This window comes from Enterobacter sp. SECR19-1250 (assembly GCF_013391025.1).
Classification (GTDB): Bacteria; Pseudomonadota; Gammaproteobacteria; order Enterobacterales; family Enterobacteriaceae; genus Enterobacter; species Enterobacter cloacae.
Genome location: NZ_JACASJ010000060.1, coordinates 10718 through 30324, shown reverse-complemented (window position 1 = coordinate 30324; position 19607 = coordinate 10718). Strand labels below are relative to the sequence as shown.

Annotated in this window: 19 protein-coding genes and 1 pseudogene; 17 read left to right on the top strand and 3 right to left on the bottom strand. The window is 56.2% G+C overall.

Annotation, left to right across the window (positions count from 1 at the left end):
* Window positions 1-411: 411 nt before the first annotated feature.
* Window positions 412-1236 (bottom strand): MurR/RpiR family transcriptional regulator, encoded by an 825-nt coding sequence (locus HX884_RS15905; RefSeq protein ID WP_029883910.1) that lies wholly within the window; start codon window positions 1234-1236, stop codon window positions 412-414.
* A 166-nt stretch (window positions 1237-1402) separates the two neighbouring features.
* Here HX884_RS15905 and HX884_RS15900 point away from each other — a divergent pair.
* The 3 genes and pseudogenes from HX884_RS15900 (at window position 1403) to queE (ending at window position 4396) form a co-directional block, all read left to right on the top strand.
* Window positions 1403-2963: pseudogene (locus HX884_RS15900) on the top strand (PTS transporter subunit EIIC).
* Window positions 2963-3670 (top strand): N-acetylmannosamine-6-phosphate 2-epimerase, encoded by a 708-nt coding sequence (locus tag HX884_RS15895; RefSeq protein WP_023620545.1) that lies wholly within the window; start codon window positions 2963-2965, stop codon window positions 3668-3670. Before HX884_RS15900 ends, HX884_RS15895 begins: the two are co-directional and overlap by 1 nt.
* Before the next feature lie 54 nt (window positions 3671-3724).
* Window positions 3725-4396 carry a 7-carboxy-7-deazaguanine synthase QueE gene (gene queE, locus HX884_RS15890; RefSeq protein WP_013098510.1) on the top strand — a complete coding sequence of 224 codons (672 nt, stop codon included), beginning with the start codon at window positions 3725-3727 and terminating at the stop codon, window positions 4394-4396.
* A gap of 88 nt (window positions 4397-4484) precedes the next feature.
* Here the strand turns inward: queE and queD are convergent, their stop codons facing one another.
* Window positions 4485-4847, bottom strand: coding sequence for a 6-carboxytetrahydropterin synthase QueD (queD, locus tag HX884_RS15885; RefSeq protein ID WP_010434567.1), 363 nt, complete (start codon window positions 4845-4847; stop codon window positions 4485-4487).
* 306 nt (window positions 4848-5153) lie between these two features.
* Here queD and cysJ point away from each other — a divergent pair, with 306 nt between their 5' ends.
* From cysJ to cysH, 3 genes are read left to right on the top strand one after another with little or no spacing between them, the layout of a single operon-like run.
* On the top strand, window positions 5154-6959 hold the full coding sequence (gene cysJ / locus HX884_RS15880; RefSeq protein WP_178328468.1) for an NADPH-dependent assimilatory sulfite reductase flavoprotein subunit: 1806 nt from the start codon (window positions 5154-5156) through the stop codon (window positions 6957-6959).
* Complete coding sequence (cysI, locus tag HX884_RS15875) at window positions 6959-8671, top strand: assimilatory sulfite reductase (NADPH) hemoprotein subunit (RefSeq protein WP_038420501.1); 1713 nt, start codon at window positions 6959-6961, stop codon at window positions 8669-8671. The genes cysJ and cysI overlap by 1 nt, the downstream gene beginning before the upstream one ends.
* Before the next feature lie 15 nt (window positions 8672-8686).
* Entirely contained in the window at window positions 8687-9421 is a 735-nt protein-coding gene (cysH, locus tag HX884_RS15870; protein ID WP_178328467.1) for a phosphoadenosine phosphosulfate reductase, read from the top strand.
* 61 nt (window positions 9422-9482) lie between these two features.
* On the opposite strand, the gene HX884_RS15865 is transcribed toward cysH, so the two are convergent.
* Window positions 9483-10526 carry an aminopeptidase gene (locus HX884_RS15865; RefSeq protein ID WP_013098506.1) on the bottom strand — a complete coding sequence of 348 codons (1044 nt, stop codon included), beginning with the start codon at window positions 10524-10526 and terminating at the stop codon, window positions 9483-9485.
* Between the two features lie 246 nt (window positions 10527-10772).
* On the opposite strand from HX884_RS15865, the gene cysG reads away from it, so the two are divergent.
* The 11 genes from cysG to HX884_RS15810 all read left to right on the top strand — a co-directional run bounded on the left by cysG (window position 10773) and on the right by HX884_RS15810 (window position 19559).
* A complete protein-coding gene (gene cysG, locus HX884_RS15860; RefSeq protein ID WP_178328469.1) occupies window positions 10773-12122 on the top strand; it encodes a siroheme synthase CysG in 1350 nt (449 codons plus the stop codon).
* Window positions 12123-12131: 9 nt separating this feature from the next.
* Complete coding sequence (gene cysD, locus HX884_RS15855; RefSeq protein WP_008499613.1) at window positions 12132-13040, top strand: sulfate adenylyltransferase subunit CysD; 909 nt, start codon at window positions 12132-12134, stop codon at window positions 13038-13040.
* Window positions 13041-13049: 9 nt separating this feature from the next.
* Window positions 13050-14474, top strand: a complete 1425-nt coding sequence (cysN, locus tag HX884_RS15850) for a sulfate adenylyltransferase subunit CysN (protein WP_178328466.1) — start codon at window positions 13050-13052, stop codon at window positions 14472-14474.
* Window positions 14474-15079 (top strand): adenylyl-sulfate kinase, encoded by a 606-nt coding sequence (cysC, locus tag HX884_RS15845; RefSeq protein ID WP_178328465.1) that lies wholly within the window; start codon window positions 14474-14476, stop codon window positions 15077-15079. Before cysN ends, cysC begins: the two co-directional genes overlap by 1 nt.
* Before the next feature lie 58 nt (window positions 15080-15137).
* On the top strand, window positions 15138-15464 hold the full coding sequence (locus HX884_RS15840; protein ID WP_013098502.1) for a DUF3561 family protein: 327 nt from the start codon (window positions 15138-15140) through the stop codon (window positions 15462-15464).
* 166 nt (window positions 15465-15630) lie between these two features.
* Entirely contained in the window at window positions 15631-15942 is a 312-nt protein-coding gene (gene ftsB, locus HX884_RS15835) for a cell division protein FtsB (RefSeq protein ID WP_003862095.1), read from the top strand.
* A gap of 19 nt (window positions 15943-15961) precedes the next feature.
* On the top strand, window positions 15962-16672 hold the full coding sequence (ispD, locus tag HX884_RS15830) for a 2-C-methyl-D-erythritol 4-phosphate cytidylyltransferase (RefSeq protein WP_178328464.1): 711 nt from the start codon (window positions 15962-15964) through the stop codon (window positions 16670-16672).
* Window positions 16672-17151: a 2-C-methyl-D-erythritol 2,4-cyclodiphosphate synthase gene (gene ispF, locus HX884_RS15825; RefSeq protein WP_013098499.1), complete on the top strand. Its 480-nt coding sequence runs from the start codon at window positions 16672-16674 to the stop codon at window positions 17149-17151. The genes ispD and ispF overlap by 1 nt, the downstream gene beginning before the upstream one ends.
* A complete protein-coding gene (truD, locus tag HX884_RS15820) occupies window positions 17148-18197 on the top strand; it encodes a tRNA pseudouridine(13) synthase TruD (protein ID WP_178328463.1) in 1050 nt (349 codons plus the stop codon). Before ispF ends, truD begins: the two co-directional genes overlap by 4 nt.
* The gene (gene surE / locus HX884_RS15815) at window positions 18178-18939 is read left to right on the top strand and encodes a 5'/3'-nucleotidase SurE (protein ID WP_029883175.1); all 762 of its coding nucleotides are present in this window, start codon (window positions 18178-18180) and stop codon (window positions 18937-18939) included. The genes truD and surE overlap by 20 nt, the downstream gene beginning before the upstream one ends.
* Window positions 18933-19559: a protein-L-isoaspartate(D-aspartate) O-methyltransferase gene (locus tag HX884_RS15810; protein ID WP_013098496.1), complete on the top strand. Its 627-nt coding sequence runs from the start codon at window positions 18933-18935 to the stop codon at window positions 19557-19559. The genes surE and HX884_RS15810 overlap by 7 nt, the downstream gene beginning before the upstream one ends.
* The last annotated feature ends 48 nt before the right edge of the window (window positions 19560-19607 follow it).

Genomic DNA, 19607 nt, shown 5'->3' with positions numbered 1-19607 from the left:
ACTGATCGCCAGATCACGCTATTTAAATTCTGGAATTAGCTGCGGAATGACGGATCTATACCGTCTCATAATGATTGATGAGGCGGATTGTAGGCAGGGAAAAGTAAACGGCATTTAAATAGAAAAATGGCAAAGCTGACGGCGTCTTAAGCTTATTTTAAGGTAAGGAATTCAGGTGGAAATATTGGACACTAGCGGAGTGAGAAAAATTCAATTTATTAATTAAATAATTTTAACTTACTGATTTTGTTCTATTGTTCGTGCGGTTTTATTGCTTTTGACACTCATTGAATATGTAATAAATAAAATAATTTGTTACACCATTATGCCGCGCACGAAATAACCGTATCAGCACTTAAATGGAATCGACATCACGCCATGCAGGCTATTTTATTTAGCCTGCAAAGGGTTTTAGAGTAATAAAGGTAGCGTTGCGCTCGCGGTTTGCTGGCTAACCTCACCGTAATGGCCATCAATCGCAATCAGGGAAGTTGTAAGCAATTCAACCAGTAACATTACGCCCACTTTAGCATTGAGCGCGCCTGCGCTGAGTGGTCCTTCCGGTTTTGCGGCGACCAGCTGCATATCGCTAAGCGAAGCCAGCGGGCTGCGGGGCGTATTGCTAAGGGATAACACCTTAACGCCGCGTTTGCGTGCAAGTTTTACGACGTGGAGCAAATCCCGCGTTGAACCGGAACTGGAAATGGCCACCACCAGCGTCCCTTCTGAAAGCGTTGCTGCATTCATGGCCGCACGATGCATATCGCTAAAAAGCTGTGCAGGTTTGCCGAGTCGCAACAGTTTGTAATGTAAATACTCACCGAGGATCGCGCTGGCAGCCACCCCATATATTTGTACGGCTTGAGCCTGATGCAGCGCCTGAGCGGCCTTTTCCAGCAGTGCTCTGTCGAGCAGTCTGGCGGTATCCTGCAGCGCCTGAACAGACTCATCGACGACGTTATCAATTTCGTCCCCGGCTACGCGTGCGGGCTGACCCTGCTGAATATCCAGCGCCAGTGCCATCTTGAATTCGTTATAGCCTTTGCAGCCGAGCGTCCGGCAAAGACGCGTCACGCTGGCTTCACTGGTGTGGCTCTCCCGTGCCAGTTCGGTGATCGTCAGGTAGAGCACCCGGGCCGGATCGTTGAGAACAAACTCTCCCAGTTTTTTTTGCGTGGGGCTGTACCCGGAAGCCTCCTGGCGCAGCTTCAGCAGCAGGTTTTCATGGTCTGACATGCTAGATCCTTAATGCGTTTCTCTGCGTCCTAGTGTGGCGGAAAGCGGGGCAGGGATGCCAGTCATTTCGAAAAAGTATGATCGTCCTCCTGGTTTTTGATGGTAATTTTCACTATTAAATATAATTACGGTAAAAATTTTCATCGTTAACTAAGGGGATGAAAAAATGATGCAAATGTTCAGTGGTGCTTCGTCCGGCGGATGGTTTGAAAAAGCGCAGCGCTTTGGCAAATCCTTTATGTTGCCCATCGCCGTACTGCCTGCGGCGGGTCTGCTGCTGGGGATAGGCGGCGCGTTATCGAATCCCAATACGCTTACGGCATATCCGTTTTTAGATGTGGACTGGTTACAGGCTATTTTCACCATCATGAGCAGCGCCGGTTCGATTCTGTTCGCGAATCTGTCGGTGCTGTTTACCGTTGGGGTTGCCGTCGGGCTGGCAAAAAATGATAAAGGTACGGCAGGGCTGGCGGCGTTACTCGCGTTTCTGGTCATGAATGCCACCATTAACGCACTGCTGATCCTCACCGGAAAACTGGCGCACGAGAATCCGGGGGCGGTCGGGCAAGGCATGACGCTGGGGATCCAGACGCTGGAGACCGGCGTATTTGGTGGGGTGGTCATTGGTCTTGTGACCTGCGCGCTGCATCATCGGTTTAATAAGATCGCGCTGCCACAATTTCTGGGATTCTTTGGCGGGTCACGCTTTGTGCCGATTATCAGTTCACTGGCTGCGATCCTGGTCGGAGCCTTAATGACCGTAGTCTGGCCACATTTCCAGAAGCTGATCTTTGGTCTGGGCGGGCTGGTGGATGCGACCAGTTATCTGGGAACACTGCTGTACGGCTTCAGTTTGCGCATGCTGGGCCCGTTCGGTTTACACCACATCTTCTACCTTCCGTTCTGGACCACCGCGCTTGGCGGCAGCGAGATTGTCAACGGGCAACTGGTTGAAGGTACGCAGCGGATCTTCTTCGCTCAGCTGGCCGATCCCACGACGCGCCAGTTTTATGAAGGAACGTCGCGCTTTATGTCCGGGCGCTTTATCACGATGATGTTTGGTTTGCTCGGGGCCTGCCTTGCGATGTACCACACGGCTAAACCGGAGAACAAAAAACGCGTCGCGGGGTTGTTGCTTTCAGCTGCATTAACCTCCTTCCTGACGGGGATCACCGAGCCCATCGAGTTCTCCTTCCTGTTTATCGCGCCGGTGCTGTACGTCATTCACGCATTTTTTTAACGGGCTGGCGTTTATGCTCGCGCATATTTTACACATCACCATTGGGCAGACCTTCTCCGGCGGTTTTATTGACTTTGTGCTGTTCGGCATTTTGCAGGGGGAGGCCAAAACCCACTGGATGTTAGTGCCGCTGGTGGGCGTACCGTGGTTCTTCCTCTACTACTTCACGTTCCGCTATCTGATTAATCGCTTTGATTTTGCCACGCCGGGTCGGGAAAAGGAGGCGGTGGCCAATGACGTGACGTTCGCCCAGAACGAACGCGCAAGTGCGGTGATCGCCGGACTGGGCGGAAAAGACAATCTGGAAGAGGTGGACTGCTGCGCCACGCGTCTTCGCGTCACGGTTAAAGACGGCAGCAAAGTGAATGACGCGGCGCTGAAAGCCACCGGTGCGCGCGGCGTGATTGTGCGCGGAAATGGCGTTCAGGTCATTTATGGTCCGCATGTCACGATTATCAAAAACGAAGTGGAAGAGATCTTATCGTAATGAAAACTGTACTGGATACCCTGAAGGGAAAACTGGTCGTCTCCTGTCAGGCGCTTGAGAACGAACCGTTGCATAGCCCGTTTATTATGTCGCGAATGGCGCTGGCGGCGCGTCAGGGAGGGGCTGCGGCCATCCGTGCCAACAGCGTGGTGGATATTGAGGCGATCAAAGAGCAGGTTACGCTGCCGGTTATTGGCATCATCAAGCGGGAGTATCCCGACAGCGAGGTGTTTATCACCGCGACGATGAAAGAGGTGGATGAACTGATGACCGTCTCCCCGGCGATCATTGCGCTTGATGCGACCGACAGGGCGCGGCCTGGCGGGGAATCTCTGGCAACGCTGGTTACGCGCATTCGTACCCGTTATCCCTCGGTGCTGCTTATGGCTGATATAGCCACTGTTGATGAGGCCGTCACGGCGCAGGCGCTGGGGTTTGATTGTGTCGGGACCACGCTTTACGGCTATACCGCGCAGACCGCCGGCCACGCCTTACCCGATGATGACTGTCAGTTTCTGAAAGCGGTACTGGCAGCCGTCACGGTACCGGTGGTGGCCGAAGGTAACGTGGACACCCCGGAACGCGCCGCCAGATGTCTGGCGCTGGGGGCGCATATGGTGGTGGTGGGTGGGGCAATCACCCGCCCGCAGCAGATTACGGAACGCTTTATGGCGGCAATTGACGCGCAAAGCACCGATCGAGCATGACCATCTCACGGGGATCTGCGATACTTATCGTTTATCCCCTTAACTGAGATGACTATGCAGTACCCGATTAACGAGATGTTCCAGACCCTGCAAGGCGAGGGTTACTTTACCGGCGTTCCCGCAATTTTTATTCGTTTACAGGGATGCCCGGTTGGCTGTGCCTGGTGTGATACCAAACATACGTGGGATAAACTCGCAGATCGGGAAGTGTCGCTGTTTAGCGTTCTGGCGAAAACCAAAGAGAGTGATAAGTGGGGTGCTGGCAGCGCAGAAGATCTGCTGGCCATTATAGGCCGCCAGGGCTGGACGGCGCGCCATGTGGTCATTACCGGGGGCGAACCCTGCATTCACGATCTGACGCCGCTGACCGAACTGCTCGAAAAGAACGGTTACAGTTGCCAGATTGAAACCAGCGGCACGCATGAAGTGCGCTGCTCCCACACCACCTGGGTAACGGTATCGCCTAAAGTAAACATGCGCGGCGGCTACGACGTACTGTCTCAGGCGCTGGAACGTGCTGATGAGATTAAACACCCGGTAGGGCGAGTACGTGATATCGAAGCGCTGGATGAACTGCTGGCGACGCTGACGGACGAAAAACAGCGCGTGATTGCGCTGCAGCCTATCAGCCAGAAAGAAGACGCCACGCGCCTGTGCATTGAAACCTGTATCGCGCGTAACTGGCGCCTGTCGATGCAGACGCACAAGTACCTGAATATTGCCTAAAAAAAAGCCCGGTGGCGCTAGCGCTTACCGGGCCTACGGTTCCAGGCTTTTGTTGGCCGGGTAAGGCGAAGCCGACCCCCGGCAAGCATCACTCGCCGCGATACACGCAGCCTGCCGTACAGGTCTCTTTGATCATCACTGCGCTCAGCAGCGGCACCAGCGGTTTCATCTGATCCCAAATCCATTTTGCCAGCACTTCGCTGGTCGGGTTTTCAAGGCCCGGGATATCGTTCAGGTAATAGTGATCCAGACGATCGTAAGTCGGCTTAAATGCCGCCTTCAGCTCAGCAAAGTCCATGATCCAACCGGTATGCGGATCAACTTCACCGGTGATCTCAAGACGCACCATAAACGAATGCCCGTGCAGACGGCCGCATTTATGTCCCTCAGGAACATGCGGAAGGTGGTGGGCGGCTTCGAAGGTGAAATCTTTAAACAGTGTGGTGGACATGATCGCTCTCAGTAATGCGGAAAAAACCGCCGCATAGTACCGGAAAGCACAATTTTTAGCATTAACTAAAACGGCCTTTACCTTTATTGCAGCAAAAAAGCCGTCGCTTTGTGATTTATATCCTTATTTTACAGTCGGTTAGTTTATCGCTTTTACCGTTAAGAACGATAACTAAAACAGGTTAGTCCATTTGGTTATTTATTATTTCCATCCCTTCTTTAATTGTTATTATCCTCGCCGTTAACCTTATCTTCAGTTTGGATTTATTCGCTTAAAGTCCGCTTGGCTACTGGAACATAACGACGCATGACAACACAGGCCCCACCTTCAAATTTGCTTCCCCTGAACCCGGAGCAACTGGCGCGCCTTCAGGCTGCCACCTCTGATTTTTCTCCCACCCAGCTTGCCTGGGTCTCTGGCTATTTCTGGGGAATGCTCAACCAGCAGCCTGGCGCTGTGGCTGCGGCTCCGGCAACGGCGGTAGAAATTCCTGCCATTACGCTTATCTCCGCTTCGCAGACGGGCAATGCCCGCCGCGTGGCAGAAGCGCTGCGTGACGACCTGCTGGCCGCCAAACTGAACGTGAACCTGGTAAACGCAGGGGATTATAAATTCAAACAGATCGCGTCAGAAAAACTGCTGGTGGTTGTGGCCTCAACGCAGGGAGAGGGTGAACCCGCTGAAGAGGCGGTCGCGCTGCATAAATTCTTGTTCTCGAAAAAAGCGCCCAAACTCGATGGCACTGCGTTTGCCGTGTTCGGCCTGGGCGATACCTCTTATGAATTCTTCTGCCAGTCCGGTAAAGATTTTGACAGCAAGCTGGCGGAGCTGGGCGCAGAGCGCCTGCTGGACCGCGTTGATGCAGATGTGGAATACCAGGCTGCCGCTGCAGAGTGGCGTGCGCGCATTGTTGACGTGCTGAAAGCACGCGTACCGAAAGAGACACCAGCCCAGGCAGCGATCACCGCGACCGGCGTGGTCAACGACATTCACACCAGCCCGTACACCAAAGAGGCGCCGCTGTCGGCAAGCCTGTCGGTTAATCAAAAAATTACCGGCCGCGACTCTGAAAAAGATGTGCGCCATATCGAAATCGATCTGGGCGACTCGGGTCTGCGCTATCAGCCTGGCGATGCGCTGGGGGTCTGGTATCAAAACGATCCGGCGCTGGTCAAGGAGCTGGTCGAACTGCTGTGGCTGAAAGGCGACGAGCCTGTCACCGTCGAAGGCAAAACGCAGCCGCTCTCTGAAGCGCTGCAGTGGCACTTCGAGCTGACGGTAAATACCGCCAATATCGTTGAGAACTATGCCACCTTAACGCGCAGCGAATCGCTGCTGCCGTTAGTGGGCGATAAGGCAAAGCTGCAGCATTACGCGGCGACCACACCGATTGTCGATATGGTGCGTTTCTCTCCGGCACAGCTGGATGCCGACGCGCTGATCGGCCTGCTGCGTCCGCTCACGCCGCGTCTGTACTCCATTGCCTCATCGCAGGCTGAAGTCGAGAGCGAAGTGCACATCACCGTGGGCGTGGTGCGGTACGACATCGAAGGCCGTGCCCGCGCGGGCGGTGCCTCCAGCTTCCTGGCCGATCGCGTGGAGGAAGAGGGCGAAGTGCGCGTCTTTATCGAGCACAACGACAACTTCCGTCTGCCGGCGAACCCGGAAACGCCGGTAATCATGATTGGCCCGGGTACCGGCATTGCGCCGTTCCGTGCCTTTATGCAGCAGCGTGCGGCGGACGAGGCACCGGGTAAAAACTGGCTGTTCTTCGGCAACCCGCACTTTACCGAAGATTTCCTCTATCAGGTTGAGTGGCAGCGCTACGTGAAAGAAGGGGTGCTGACCCGTATCGATCTGGCCTGGTCGCGCGATCAGAAAGAAAAAGTATACGTACAAGACAAACTGCGCGAACAGGGCGCAGAGCTGTGGCGCTGGATCAATGACGGTGCCCACATTTATGTCTGCGGTGACGCCAATCGCATGGCGAAAGACGTTGAGCAGGCACTGCTGGAAGTGATTGCCGAATTCGGTGGTATGGATGCCGAAGCGGCGGATGAATTTTTAAGTGAGCTGCGCGTTGAGCGCCGTTATCAGCGAGATGTCTACTAATGAGCGAAAAACATCCAGGACCCCTCGTGGTCGAAGGTAAACTGTCAGACGCCGAGCGCATGAAGCTGGAAAGCAACTATCTGCGCGGCACCATTGCTGAAGATCTGAATGACGGTCTCACCGGCGGTTTCAAAGGCGACAACTTCCTGCTGATCCGTTTCCACGGCATGTATCAACAGGATGACCGCGACATTCGCGCCGAGCGTGCTGAACAGAAGCTGGAGCCGCGTCACGCGATGCTGTTGCGCTGCCGTCTGCCGGGCGGAGTGATCACCACGACACAGTGGCAGGCGATTGATAAATTCGCCGGTGAAAACACCATTTATGGCAGCATTCGTCTGACCAACCGTCAGACCTTCCAGTTCCACGGCATTCTGAAGAAGAACGTGAAGCCGGTACACCAGATGCTGCACTCCGTCGGACTGGACGCGCTGGCGACGGCCAACGACATGAACCGTAACGTGCTCTGCACCTCGAACCCGTATGAGTCCGAGCTGCACGCTGAAGCCTATGAGTGGGCGAAGAAGATCTCCGAGCACCTGCTGCCGCGCACCCGCGCCTATGCGGAGATCTGGCTCGATCAGGAAAAAGTTGCGACCACCGATGAAGAACCGATCCTCGGTCAGACCTATCTGCCGCGTAAGTTCAAAACCACGGTGGTGATCCCGCCGCAGAACGACATCGATCTGCACGCCAACGACATGAACTTTGTGGCAATTGCCGAAAACGGCAAGCTGGTGGGCTTTAACCTGCTGGTGGGCGGCGGTCTGTCCATTGAACACGGTAACAAGAAAACCTATGCCCGCACTGCGAGCGAGTTCGGCTTCCTGCCGCTGGAGCATACGCTGGCCGTGGCGGAAGCGGTGGTCACCACCCAGCGCGACTGGGGTAACCGTACCGACCGTAAAAATGCGAAAACCAAATACACCCTGGAGCGCGTGGGCGTTGAGACGTTCAAAGAGGAAGTGGAGCGTCGCGCGGGGATCAAATTTGAGCCGATCCGCCCTTACGAATTCACCGGTCGCGGCGATCGCATCGGCTGGGTAAAAGGCATCGACAATAAATGGCACCTGACGCTGTTTATCGAAAACGGCCGTATTCTGGATTACCCGGGCCGTCCGCTGAAAACCGGCCTGCTGGAAATCGCGAAGATCCACAAAGGTGAGTTCCGCATTACCGCCAACCAGAACCTGATTATTGCTGGTGTGCCGGAAAGTGAAAAGGCGAAAATTGAGGCGCTGGCGCGTGACCATGGGTTGATGAATGCGGTCAAACCGCAGCGCGAAAACTCGATGGCCTGCGTGTCGTTCCCGACCTGTCCGCTGGCGATGGCGGAAGCGGAACGTTTCCTGCCGTCATTTACGGACAAAGTGGAAGCGATTCTGGAAAAACACGGTATTCCGGACGAGCATATTGTTATGCGCGTTACCGGCTGTCCGAACGGCTGTGGCCGCGCGATGCTGGCCGAGCTTGGGCTGGTGGGGAAAGCGCCGGGTCGCTATAACCTGCACCTGGGCGGTAACCGTATCGGCACGCGTATTCCGCGTATGTTCCGCGAGAATATCACTGAGCCAGAAATTCTCGATTCCATCAATGAGCTTGTCGGGCGCTGGGCGAAAGAGCGCGAAGCGGGTGAAGGCTTCGGCGACTTTACGGTGCGTGCGGGCATTATTCGCCCGGTGCTCGATCCCGCAAGGGATTTCTGGGAGTAACCACGAGAGGTAATTATGTCCGTACTCGATCTAAACGCGCTTAACGCATTGCCAAAAGTCGAACGCATTCTGGCACTCGCAGAAACCAACGTCCAACTGGAAAAGCTGGACGCCGAAGGGCGCGTGGCGTGGGCGCTGGAAAACCTGCCGGGTGACTACGTGCTGTCGTCGAGCTTTGGCATTCAGGCGGCGGTCAGTTTGCATCTGGTGAATCAGATCCGCCCGGATATTCCGGTGATCCTCACCGATACCGGCTATCTGTTCCCGGAAACCTACCAGTTTATCGATGAGCTGACGGACAAGCTTAAGCTGAACCTGAAAGTGTACCGCGCGGAGCAGAGCGCGGCCTGGCAGGAGGCGCGCTACGGCAAACTCTGGGAGCAGGGCGTTGAGGGCATTGAGAAATACAATGAGATCAACAAGGTCGAGCCGATGAACCGTGCGCTGAAAGAGCTGAACGCTCAAACCTGGTTTGCCGGTCTTCGCCGCGAGCAGTCCGGCAGCCGGGCCACGCTGCCGGTGCTGGCGGTGCAGCGCGGCGTGTTTAAAGTGCTGCCGATCATCGACTGGGATAACCGTACGGTGTACCAGTATCTGCAAAAGCACGGGCTGAAATACCATCCGCTGTGGGATCAGGGCTACCTGTCCGTGGGGGATACCCACACCACGCGCAAATGGGAACCGGGAATGGCGGAAGAAGAGACGCGATTCTTTGGGCTGAAGCGCGAGTGCGGGTTACACGAAGGGTAATGATCTTTCCTCCCTCTCCCGGTGGGAGAGGGTTAGGGTGAGGGCATCAGGCCGCACGACCTCAGGCTTTCCCCGCTTTCGCCAGCTCCTTCACCAGCGGCAGCATTACTTTCACCACATCGCGGCTGCGGTGCTCAATGCGTTGCGGCAGCGCGCTATCAATATGCTGCTGATTATCCAGCATCACGTTATGCCAGCTCGTCCCGTCCGGGAAGGCTTTCGTTTTAGCCCGCTGCTGATAGCCATCTTTCTTGCCTAACGCCCAGTTGGTGGCTTCGACGTACAGCACCGGGATGCCCGCTTTATCGAACACTTCACCGTCGTTACAGCAGCCCGTTCCGCGCGGATAAGCCGGATTGCCGCCAGGATTGGTCGTGGCATACACGCCATGGCTGCGCGCAATTGCCAGCGCCCGGTCACGGGTCAGTTTACGCACGGTACCCGGCGTACTCTGTCCGCTATTAAAATAGAGCTTATCGCCAACGATTAAATTATCGAGGTTAATCACCAGCAGCGTATTTTTCTTCTCCTCAGCGCTCATGCGCTTAAGGAAATTCTCCGCGCCGAGTTTGCCTTCCTCTTCGCCGCTGGTTGCCACAAAGCGAATACCGTATTTTGTCGGAATGTTTTTCATTCGCTCGGCCAGTTCAAGCATCACGCCCAGACCCGCCGCGTTATCGTCCAGCCCCTGCAGCGTCAGCCCGCCCAGATTGTTATCGGTATCGGCGTCGCTCATGGGCGCGTAAGTGTCCAGGTGCGCCATAATAATGATCTGCTCAGCCGCGCTACCTTCATGTGCCGCAATAACGGTACTGCCGGTCACGTTATGCCAGTTTTTTGTTTTATTTCGTGAGGTGTAGATATAGCGGCTGTGAAACGAGCGGATATCGCTCTGGTAGCCCATATCAGCAAACTGCTGGCGAAGATAGTCAGCGGAAAGCATTTCCGCAGGGGAGCCGGTCATGCGTCCGGGAAAAACGGTGGCAATATGCCGCGCCTGCATATTGGCGATTTCACCATACGGTTGATTTTTTGCCTGAGCCGGAAGGATAAAGCAAACGCCGAGCGCCAGGGCAACGTATCGGTGGCGCATTGCGGAAAACATAGTGAGTCCTTAAAAACAGAGCAAAATTATAACCCGCTTAGTATGAAACTGTGATCGGCCATACACAATTTGAATTGCTCTTAAATGCCCGAAATTTCGCGTGTTAAGCACTTTTTGATATTTGCTTTTTCATCGCGTTATTCCATTGAGTAACTACTCATTCCAATTCGTAATTTCATTCGGTCTAAGCCGCCCCCTATAGTCCCTCTATTCCTCGTTGTTAGTGAGTTGTTGCTTGTGGACTATCTGCCCCTTTTTGCTGCGATTAAAGAAAAACCGGTACTGGTTGTGGGTACGGGTGAAATTGCCGATCGCAAAATCGCGTTTCTGCAGCGCGCGGGCGCGCAGGTGCGGGTTGTCGCAGAAGTGGAGTTCGACGAGTCACAAATCGACAGCGTGGTGCTGGTGATTGCAGCGACGGAGGATCGCGAACTCAACCGACGCGTTTCCGAGGCCGCTCAGGCGCGTTATCGCCTGGTGAACGTGGTCGACGACCAGCCTTTGTGCTCGTTTATCTTCCCGTCGATTGTCGACCGCTCGCCGCTGCTGGTGGCGATCTCCTCCGGCGGTACCGCACCGGTGCTGGCGCGCGTGCTGCGGGAAAAGATTGAAGCGCTGTTACCCACCAGTCTCGGACGTATGGCAGAGAAAGCGAGCTACTGGCGCAACCATCTGAAAACCCGCCTGACCAGCGTAACGGAACGCCGTCGCTTCTGGGAGCGGGTATTCCGTGGCCGCTTTGCCAGCCTGATGCACGCCGGTAATGAGACGGCAGCGCAAAAAATCCTCGAAGACGAGCTGGATAACCCCGGCAGCACGGGCGGCGAGATCATTCTGGTAGGTGCTGGTCCGGGTGATGCCGGGTTACTGACTTTACGCGGACTGCAGGTGCTGCAGGACGCGGACGTGGTGTTCTATGACCATCTGGTCACCGACGGTGTGCGCGAGCTAATTCGTCGCGATGCCGAGCAAATCTGCGTGGGTAAACGCGCAGGCGAGCACTCGGTACCGCAGCACGACACCAATCAGATGCTGGTTGCCGCAGCTAAAGCAGGCAAAACCGTGGTGCGCCTTAAAGGGGGCGATCCGTTCATCTTTGGTCGCGGTGGCGAAGAACTGCAGGCGGCAGCCGAAGCGGGCGTACCGTTCCAGGTGGTGCCGGGGATTACGGCGGCCTCCGCGGTAACGGCCTACGCTGGCATTCCGCTTACGCACCGCGATTACGCCCAGAGCGTGACCTTTGTGACTGGTCATTATAAGGCCGACAGCACGCCGTTTGACTGGTCGCATCTCGCCCAGAGCCGACAGACGCTGGCCATCTATATGGGCACCATGAAGGCGGCGGACATCAGTGAACAACTTATTCAGCACGGTCGCGAGGCGACAACGCCGGTGGCCGTGATTTCTCGCGGTACCCGCGTCGATCAGCGTGTGGTGACCGGTACGCTACAAGACCTTGCAGTCCTGGCGAAAGACGCCCCGATGCCCGCGCTTATTGTGGTGGGCGAAGTGGTACAGCTGCACAGCACGCTCGCCTGGTTTCAACATACAACAGACTCAGAGGGGTTTGGCTCCTCTGTGGTGAATCTGGCTTAAGGAACGGTTATGGACCAAAAACGACTTACTCACCTGCGACAGCTTGAAGCGGAAAGTATCCATATTATCCGCGAAGTGGCCGCCGAGTTCTCTAACCCGGTGATGATGTACTCCATCGGCAAAGATTCCAGCGTGATGCTGCATCTGGCGCGTAAAGCGTTTTATCCGGGTACGCTGCCGTTCCCGCTGCTGCACGTGGATACCGGCTGGAAATTCCGTGAGATGTATGAGTTCCGCGACCGTACCGCCAAAGCCTATGGCTGTGAGCTGCTGGTGCATAAAAACCCGGAAGGGGTGGCGATGGGCATTAACCCGTTTGTTCACGGCAGCGCCAAACACACCGACATCATGAAAACCGAAGGGCTGAAGCAGGCGCTGAACAAGTACGGTTTTGACGCCGCTTTCGGCGGTGCGCGCCGTGACGAGGAGAAATCCCGCGCCAAAGAGCGTATTTACTCCTTCCGCGACCGCTTCCACCGCTGGGATCCGAAAAACCAGCGTCCTGAGCTGTGGCACAACTACAACGGCCAGATCAACAAAGGCGAAAGCATTCGCGTCTTCCCGCTCTCCAACTGGACCGAGCTGGATATCTGGCAGTACATCTATCTGGAAAATATCGAGATCGTTCCGCTTTACCTGGCGGCTGAGCGCCCGGTGCTGGAGCGCGACGGCATGCTGATGATGATCGACGACGATCGCATTGATTTACAGCCGGGCGAAGTGATCAAAAAACAGATGGTGCGTTTCCGTACTCTTGGTTGCTGGCCGCTGACCGGCGCGGTGGAGTCCAACGCGCAAACGCTGCCAGAAATCATCGAAGAGATGCTGGTATCGACCACCAGCGAGCGACAGGGGCGCGTCATTGACCGCGACCAGGCAGGCTCGATGGAGCTGAAGAAACGTCAGGGTTATTTCTAAGGAGCCGCCATGAACACCACGATTGCCCAACAAATTGCCAACGAAGGCGGCGTAGAAGCATACCTGCACGCACAACAACACAAGAGCCTGCTGCGCTTTCTGACCTGCGGTAGCGTTGATGACGGTAAAAGCACGCTGATTGGTCGCCTGCTGCACGACACGCGTCAGATCTATGAAGACCAGCTCTCTTCCCTGCATAACGACAGCAAACGTCATGGTACTCAGGGCGAAAAGCTCGACCTGGCGCTTTTGGTGGACGGCCTGCAGGCGGAGCGCGAGCAGGGCATCACTATTGATGTTGCGTACCGCTATTTCTCCACCGAGAAACGCAAATTTATTATTGCCGACACGCCGGGGCATGAGCAGTACACCCGCAACATGGCCACCGGTGCATCAACCTGTGAGCTGGCGATCCTGCTGATCGACGCCCGTAAAGGCGTGCTTGATCAAACCCGTCGTCACAGCTTCATCTCCACGCTGCTGGGGATCAAACACCTGGTGGTGGCGGTGAATAAAATGGATCTGGTGAACTTCAGCGAAGAGACCTTCGAGGAGATCCGCCAGAGCTACCTGACCTTTGCTGAACAGTTGCCGGGTAACCTTGATATTCGCTTTGTGCCGCTCTCGGCGCTGGAAGGGGATAACGTTGCCTCCCGGAGCGCCAACATGCCGTGGTACAGCGGCCCGACGCTGCTGGAAGTGCTGGAGACGGTTGAAATTCAGCGCGTGGTGGATACCCAGCCAATGCGCTTCCCGGTGCAGTATGTGAACCGCCCGAACCTCGATTTTCGCGGCTTCTCCGGCACCCTTGCCTCGGGCACCGTCACGGTGGGGCAGCGCGTCAAAGTGCTGCCGTCGGGTGTGGAGTCGTCCATTGCCCGTATAGTCACATTTGATGGCGATCTGCAGGAAGCGGGTGCCGGTGAAGCGGTGACGCTGGTGCTGAAAGATGAGATTGATATCAGCCGCGGCGATCTACTGGTGGATGCGCAGGAAACGCTGGCTGCGGTGCAGGGTGCTGCCGTGGATGTGGTGTGGATGGCTGAACAGCCGCTGACCGCAGGCCAAAGCTACGACATCAAAATTGCCGGTAAGAAAACCCGCGCCCGCGTGGACGGTATCCAGTTCCAGGTGGACATCAACAATCTGACCCAGCGTGAAGTGAGCGAACTGCCGCTGAACGGTATTGGCCTGGTGGATCTCACCTTTGACGAGCCGCTGGTGCTGGATAAATATCAGCAAAATCCGGTAACGGGTGGACTTATCTTTATCGATCGCCTGACCAACGTTACCGTTGGTGCAGGCATGGTGCGCGAGCCTAATCAACAGGCGGCAGCGGTGTCTGAATTCAGCGCCTTTGAGCTTGAACTGAATGCGCTGGTGCGTAAGCACTTCCCGCACTGGGGTGCACGCGATCTGCTGGGAGGCAAGTAATGGCCGCCCATGATGAGAACGTCGTCTGGCATCCTCATCCGGTTACCGTCGCTCAGCGGGAGCAACTCCACGGCCACCGTGGGGTTGTGCTGTGGTTTACCGGGCTGTCCGGCTCCGGTAAATCGACGGTCGCGGGCGCGCTGGAAGAGGCGCTGCATCAGCAGGGGGTGAGTACCTACCTGCTGGATGGCGACAACGTGCGTCACGGCCTGTGCAGTGATTTAGGGTTTAGCGATGAAGCCCGCAAGGAGAATATCCGTCGGGTTGGGGAAGTGGCCAGCCTGATGGCGGATGCCGGGCTGGTGGTGCTGACCGCGTTTATCTCGCCTCACCGCGCCGAGCGGCAGATGGTACGCGAGCGCGTCGGTCAGGATCGATTTATCGAGGTGTTTGTCGATACGCCGCTGGAAATCTGCGAAGCGCGCGATCCGAAAGGGCTGTACAAAAAAGCCCGCGCGGGTGAGCTGCGAAACTTCACCGGCATCGACTCGGTCTACGAAGCGCCTGAATCCCCTGAGATCCACCTGGAAGGTCAACAATTGGTAACAAATTTAGTAAGCCAATTATTAGACCTGCTCAGACGGGACGATATTATCAGATCCTGAGACGGTATCGTTCGGGAGCTGTCTTCCCGAACGATGAGTCACGGTCACAGGATTAGCTATGCGCAACAGTGAAAACTACATGATTACCACCGGGTCGGATCCGATAGCGACCGACGACGAGACGACCTGGTCCTTTCCCGGGGCCTTCGTCGGCTTCGTCTCGTGGTTGCTGGCGCTGGGCATCCCGTTTCTCATCTACGGCGGTAACACGCTGTTCTTCTTTCTCTACACCTGGCCCTTCTTCCTGGCGCTGATGCCCGTGGCGGTTGTCGTCGGCATCGCCCTGCATTCACTGCTTAACGGCAAACTGCTGTACAGCACCGTTGTCACGATTGTGACGGTGGTCCTGATGTTTGGTCTGTTATTTTTGTGGCTCATGGGCTAACTTCAGCCATAATTCAAACCGTAACCAACTGTGTGACGATATTGAGCAGGGCGATTCTGCGGAAAAAATGTGGTACATTTGCCCGCGATGTTGCGGCATCTCTGTTACTCCGGCATAGAGCGCCGGGGGCGTTGTGGGATGAAGATGCCGTTTTTCAGGGGGCAGGATGGGTAAACTAACGCTGCTGTTGCTGGCTCTGCTGGTCTGGCTGCAATATTCGCTGTGGTTCGGTAAAAACGGACTGCACGACTATAGCCGGGTAAGCGATGACGTCGCGGCTCAGCAGGCAACTAACGCCAAACTTAAGGCGCGAAACGATCAACTCTTTGCTGAAATTGATGACCTCAATGGCGGGCAGGAGGCGATTGAGGAACGCGCACGCAATGAACTCAGTATGACTAAACCGGGCGAAACCTTTTATCGTCTGGTTCCGGATGCGTCTAAACGCAATCAGGGCTCAGCACAAAACAATCGATAATCAGGCCCAGGATTACGACATGGCAGTGACTTTTTCGGGCGTATGCGCCGTGGTGCCGGCCGCGGGTTTTGGCCGGCGCATGCAGACAGAATGTCCCAAGCAATACCTCTCTATTGGCGATAAAACGATCCTCGAACATGCCGTGGCGGCGCTGCTGGCGCACCCCCGAGTGACGCGTGTCATCATCGCCATCAGTCCGGGCGATGCCCGGTTCGCACAGTTACCGCTGGCTGCTCATCCGCAGATCACCGTCGTTGATGGCGGTGCCGAGCGCGCCGATTCCGTGCTGGCGGGCATCCAGGCCGCTGGCGATGCCCAGTGGGTGCTGGTCCACGACGCTGCGCGCCCGTGCCTGCATCAGGACGATCTTGCGCGCCTGCTGGCGCTGAGTGAAACCAGTAAAGTCGGTGGCATTCTGGCCGCGCCGGTACGCGACACCATGAAGCGTGCCGAGCCTGGCAAACAGGCTATCGCGCATACCGTTGAGCGCGTCGATCTCTGGCACGCGCTGACGCCACAATTTTTCCCCCGCGAATTACTCCACGACTGCTTAACGCGCGCGCTTAAAGAAGGTGCGACCATCACCGACGAAGCCTCTGCGCTGGAGTATTGCGGTTTCCACCCAACGCTTGTTGAAGGGCGCGCTGATAATATAAAAGTGACGCGCCCGGAAGATTTACAGCTCGCGGAATTTTATCTTACCCGTTCGACCCATCAGGAGAAGGCATAATGCGAATTGGACACGGTTTTGATGTACACGCCTTTGGAGGCGTTGGCCCAATTATCATTGGCGGCGTGCGCATTCCTTATGAAAAAGGGCTGCTGGCGCATTCTGATGGCGACGTGGCACTACACGCCTTAACTGACGCCTTACTGGGCGCGGCTGCGCTGGGCGATATCGGCAAGCTGTTCCCGGACACCGATCCGGCGTTTAAAGGCGCAGACAGCCGTGCGCTGTTGCGTGAAGCCTGGCGCCGTATTCAGGCGAAGGGCTACACCCTGGGTAACGTCGATGTGACGATCATCGCTCAGGCCCCTAAAATGCTGCCGCATATTCCTCAGATGCGCGTATTTATCGCTGAAGATCTGGGCTGCCATATGGATGACGTCAACGTCAAAGCGACCACCACGGAGAAACTGGGCTTTACCGGTCGCGGCGAAGGCATCGCCTGCGAAGCCGTGGCGCTGCTGGTGAAGGCGAGCAAATGACCGATTTTGACAACCTGACCTACCTGCACGGTAAACCGCAGGTGAGTGGGCTGCTGAAAGCCAGCCCCGAAGATTTCGTGGTCGTGGAAGATTTGGGCTTTGAGCCGGACGGCGAAGGCGAGCATATCCTGGTGCGCATCCTAAAAAATGGCTGCAATACCCGCTTTGTGGCCGATGCGCTGGCTAAATTCCTGAAAATCCATGCCCGTGAAGTGAGCTTCGCCGGGCAGAAAGACAAACACGCGGTCACCGAACAGTGGCTTTGCGCGCGCGTTCCCGGCAATGCGATGCCTGATTTAAGCAAATTTGAGCTTGAGGGCTGTAAGGTGCTGGAGTACGCCCGTCACAAGCGCAAACTGCGTCTGGGGGCGTTGAAAGGTAACAACTTTACCCTCGTACTGCGTGAAGTGACCGGCCGTGACGACGTGGAAAAACGCTTGCAGGCCATCAATGAACGCGGTGTGCCTAACTACTTTGGCGCACAGCGTTTTGGCATCGGCGGCAGCAACCTGCAGGGCGCACTGCGCTGGGCGCAGAGCGATGCGCCGGTGCGCGACAGGAATAAACGCAGTTTTTGGTTGTCGGCGGCCCGCAGTGCGTTGTTTAATCAGATCGTAAGCGAACGGCTGAAAAAACCGGACGTGAATCAAGTTGTTGTCGGCGATGCGCTACAATTAGCGGGACGCGGTAGCTGGTTTGTGGCAACGGCCGAAGAAATGGCCGATGTTCAGTCGCGCGTGGACGCTAAAACGCTGATGATCACCGCAGCCTTGCCCGGCACGGGCGACTGGGGAACGCAGGGTGACGCGCTGGCCGCGGAGCAGGCAGCCGTGGCCGAAGCGCAAGAATTACAATCATTGCTGGTGCGGGAAAAAGTCGAAGCAGCACGCCGGGCGATGTTGCTCTACCCGCAGCAGTTAAGCTGGAACTGGTGGGATGACGTAACCGTTGAGTTACGTTTCTGGCTGCCGGCAGGTAGTTTTGCCACCAGTGTTGTCAGGGAACTTATCAACACGTCGGGTGATTATGCGAATATTGCTGAGTAACGATGACGGGATCCATGCGCCAGGCATTCAGACGCTGGCGAAACACCTTCGCGAATTTGCGGATGTGCAGGTCGTGGCTCCCGATCGTAACCGCAGTGGAGCGTCTAACTCATTGACGCTGGAGTCGTCGCTTCGCACCTTTGCTTTTGAGAATGGCGATATTGCTGTGCAGATGGGCACGCCAACGGACTGCGTTTTTCTGGGGGTGAATGCGCTGATGCGCCCGCGCCCGGATATCGTCGTTTCCGGGATTAACGCCGGGCCGAATCTGGGTGATGACGTTATCTACTCTGGTACCGTGGCGGCCGCAATGGAAGGCCGTCATCTTGGCTTTCCGGCGCTGGCGGTATCGTTAAATGGTCACACTCATTACGACACGGCGGCAGCGGTAACCTGTTCTATCCTGCGGGCACTTAGCCGTGAACCGCTGCGTACCGGGCGCATCCTCAACATCAACGTGCCGGATCTCCCGCTGAATGAAATCAAGGGCATTCGCGTCACGCGTTGCGGAAGCCGTCATCCGGCCGATCAGGTCATCCCGCAGCAGGATCCGCGCGGCAACACGCTCTACTGGATTGGCCCTCCCGGCGATAAGTGCGATGCGGGGCCGGATACCGACTTTGCCGCTGTGGATGAAGGCTATGTCTCGGTAACGCCGCTGCACGTAGATTTAACCGCGTATAGCGCGCATGATGTGGTATCGGGCTGGCTTGATCGCGCAGGAGTGAACGCGCAATGGTAAGCAAACGTGTACAAACTCTTCTGGAACAACTTCGCGCACAGGGGATCCGCGACGAGCATGTGCTTGACGCGCTCGCCCAGGTTCCGCGTGAGAAATTTGTAGATGAGGCGTTTGAACACAAAGCGTGGGAAAACGTGGCGTTGCCCATCGGGCAGGGCCAGACGATTTCGCAGCCCTACATGGTGGCGCGCATGACGGAGCTGCTGGAGCTCACCCCCGACTCCCGCGTGCTGGAGATTGGCACCGGGTCCGGGTATCAGACTGCGATTCTGGCGCATCTGGTGCATCATGTGTGCTCGGTTGAGCGGATCAAAGGTTTACAGTGGCAGGCGCGTCGTCGCCTGAAACAACTTGATTTACACAATGTTTCGACACGACACGGTGATGGATGGCAGGGTTGGCAGGCTCGCGCCCCGTTTGACGCAATCATCGTGACGGCGGCTCCACCGGAGATCCCTGCGGCCCTGTTGTCGCAGCTGGATGAGGGGGGCATTCTTGTATTGCCTGTTGGCGATGAGCAGCAGCTGTTAAAGCGCGTTCGTCGACGTGGCGACGAGTTTATTATCGATACCGTAGAAGCCGTGCGCTTTGTGCCTCTGGTAAAGGGGGAACTGGCCTAAGACTCGGAATTTTCCAGGGTTATTAAGGCAAATTCAGCGTATGGTGTG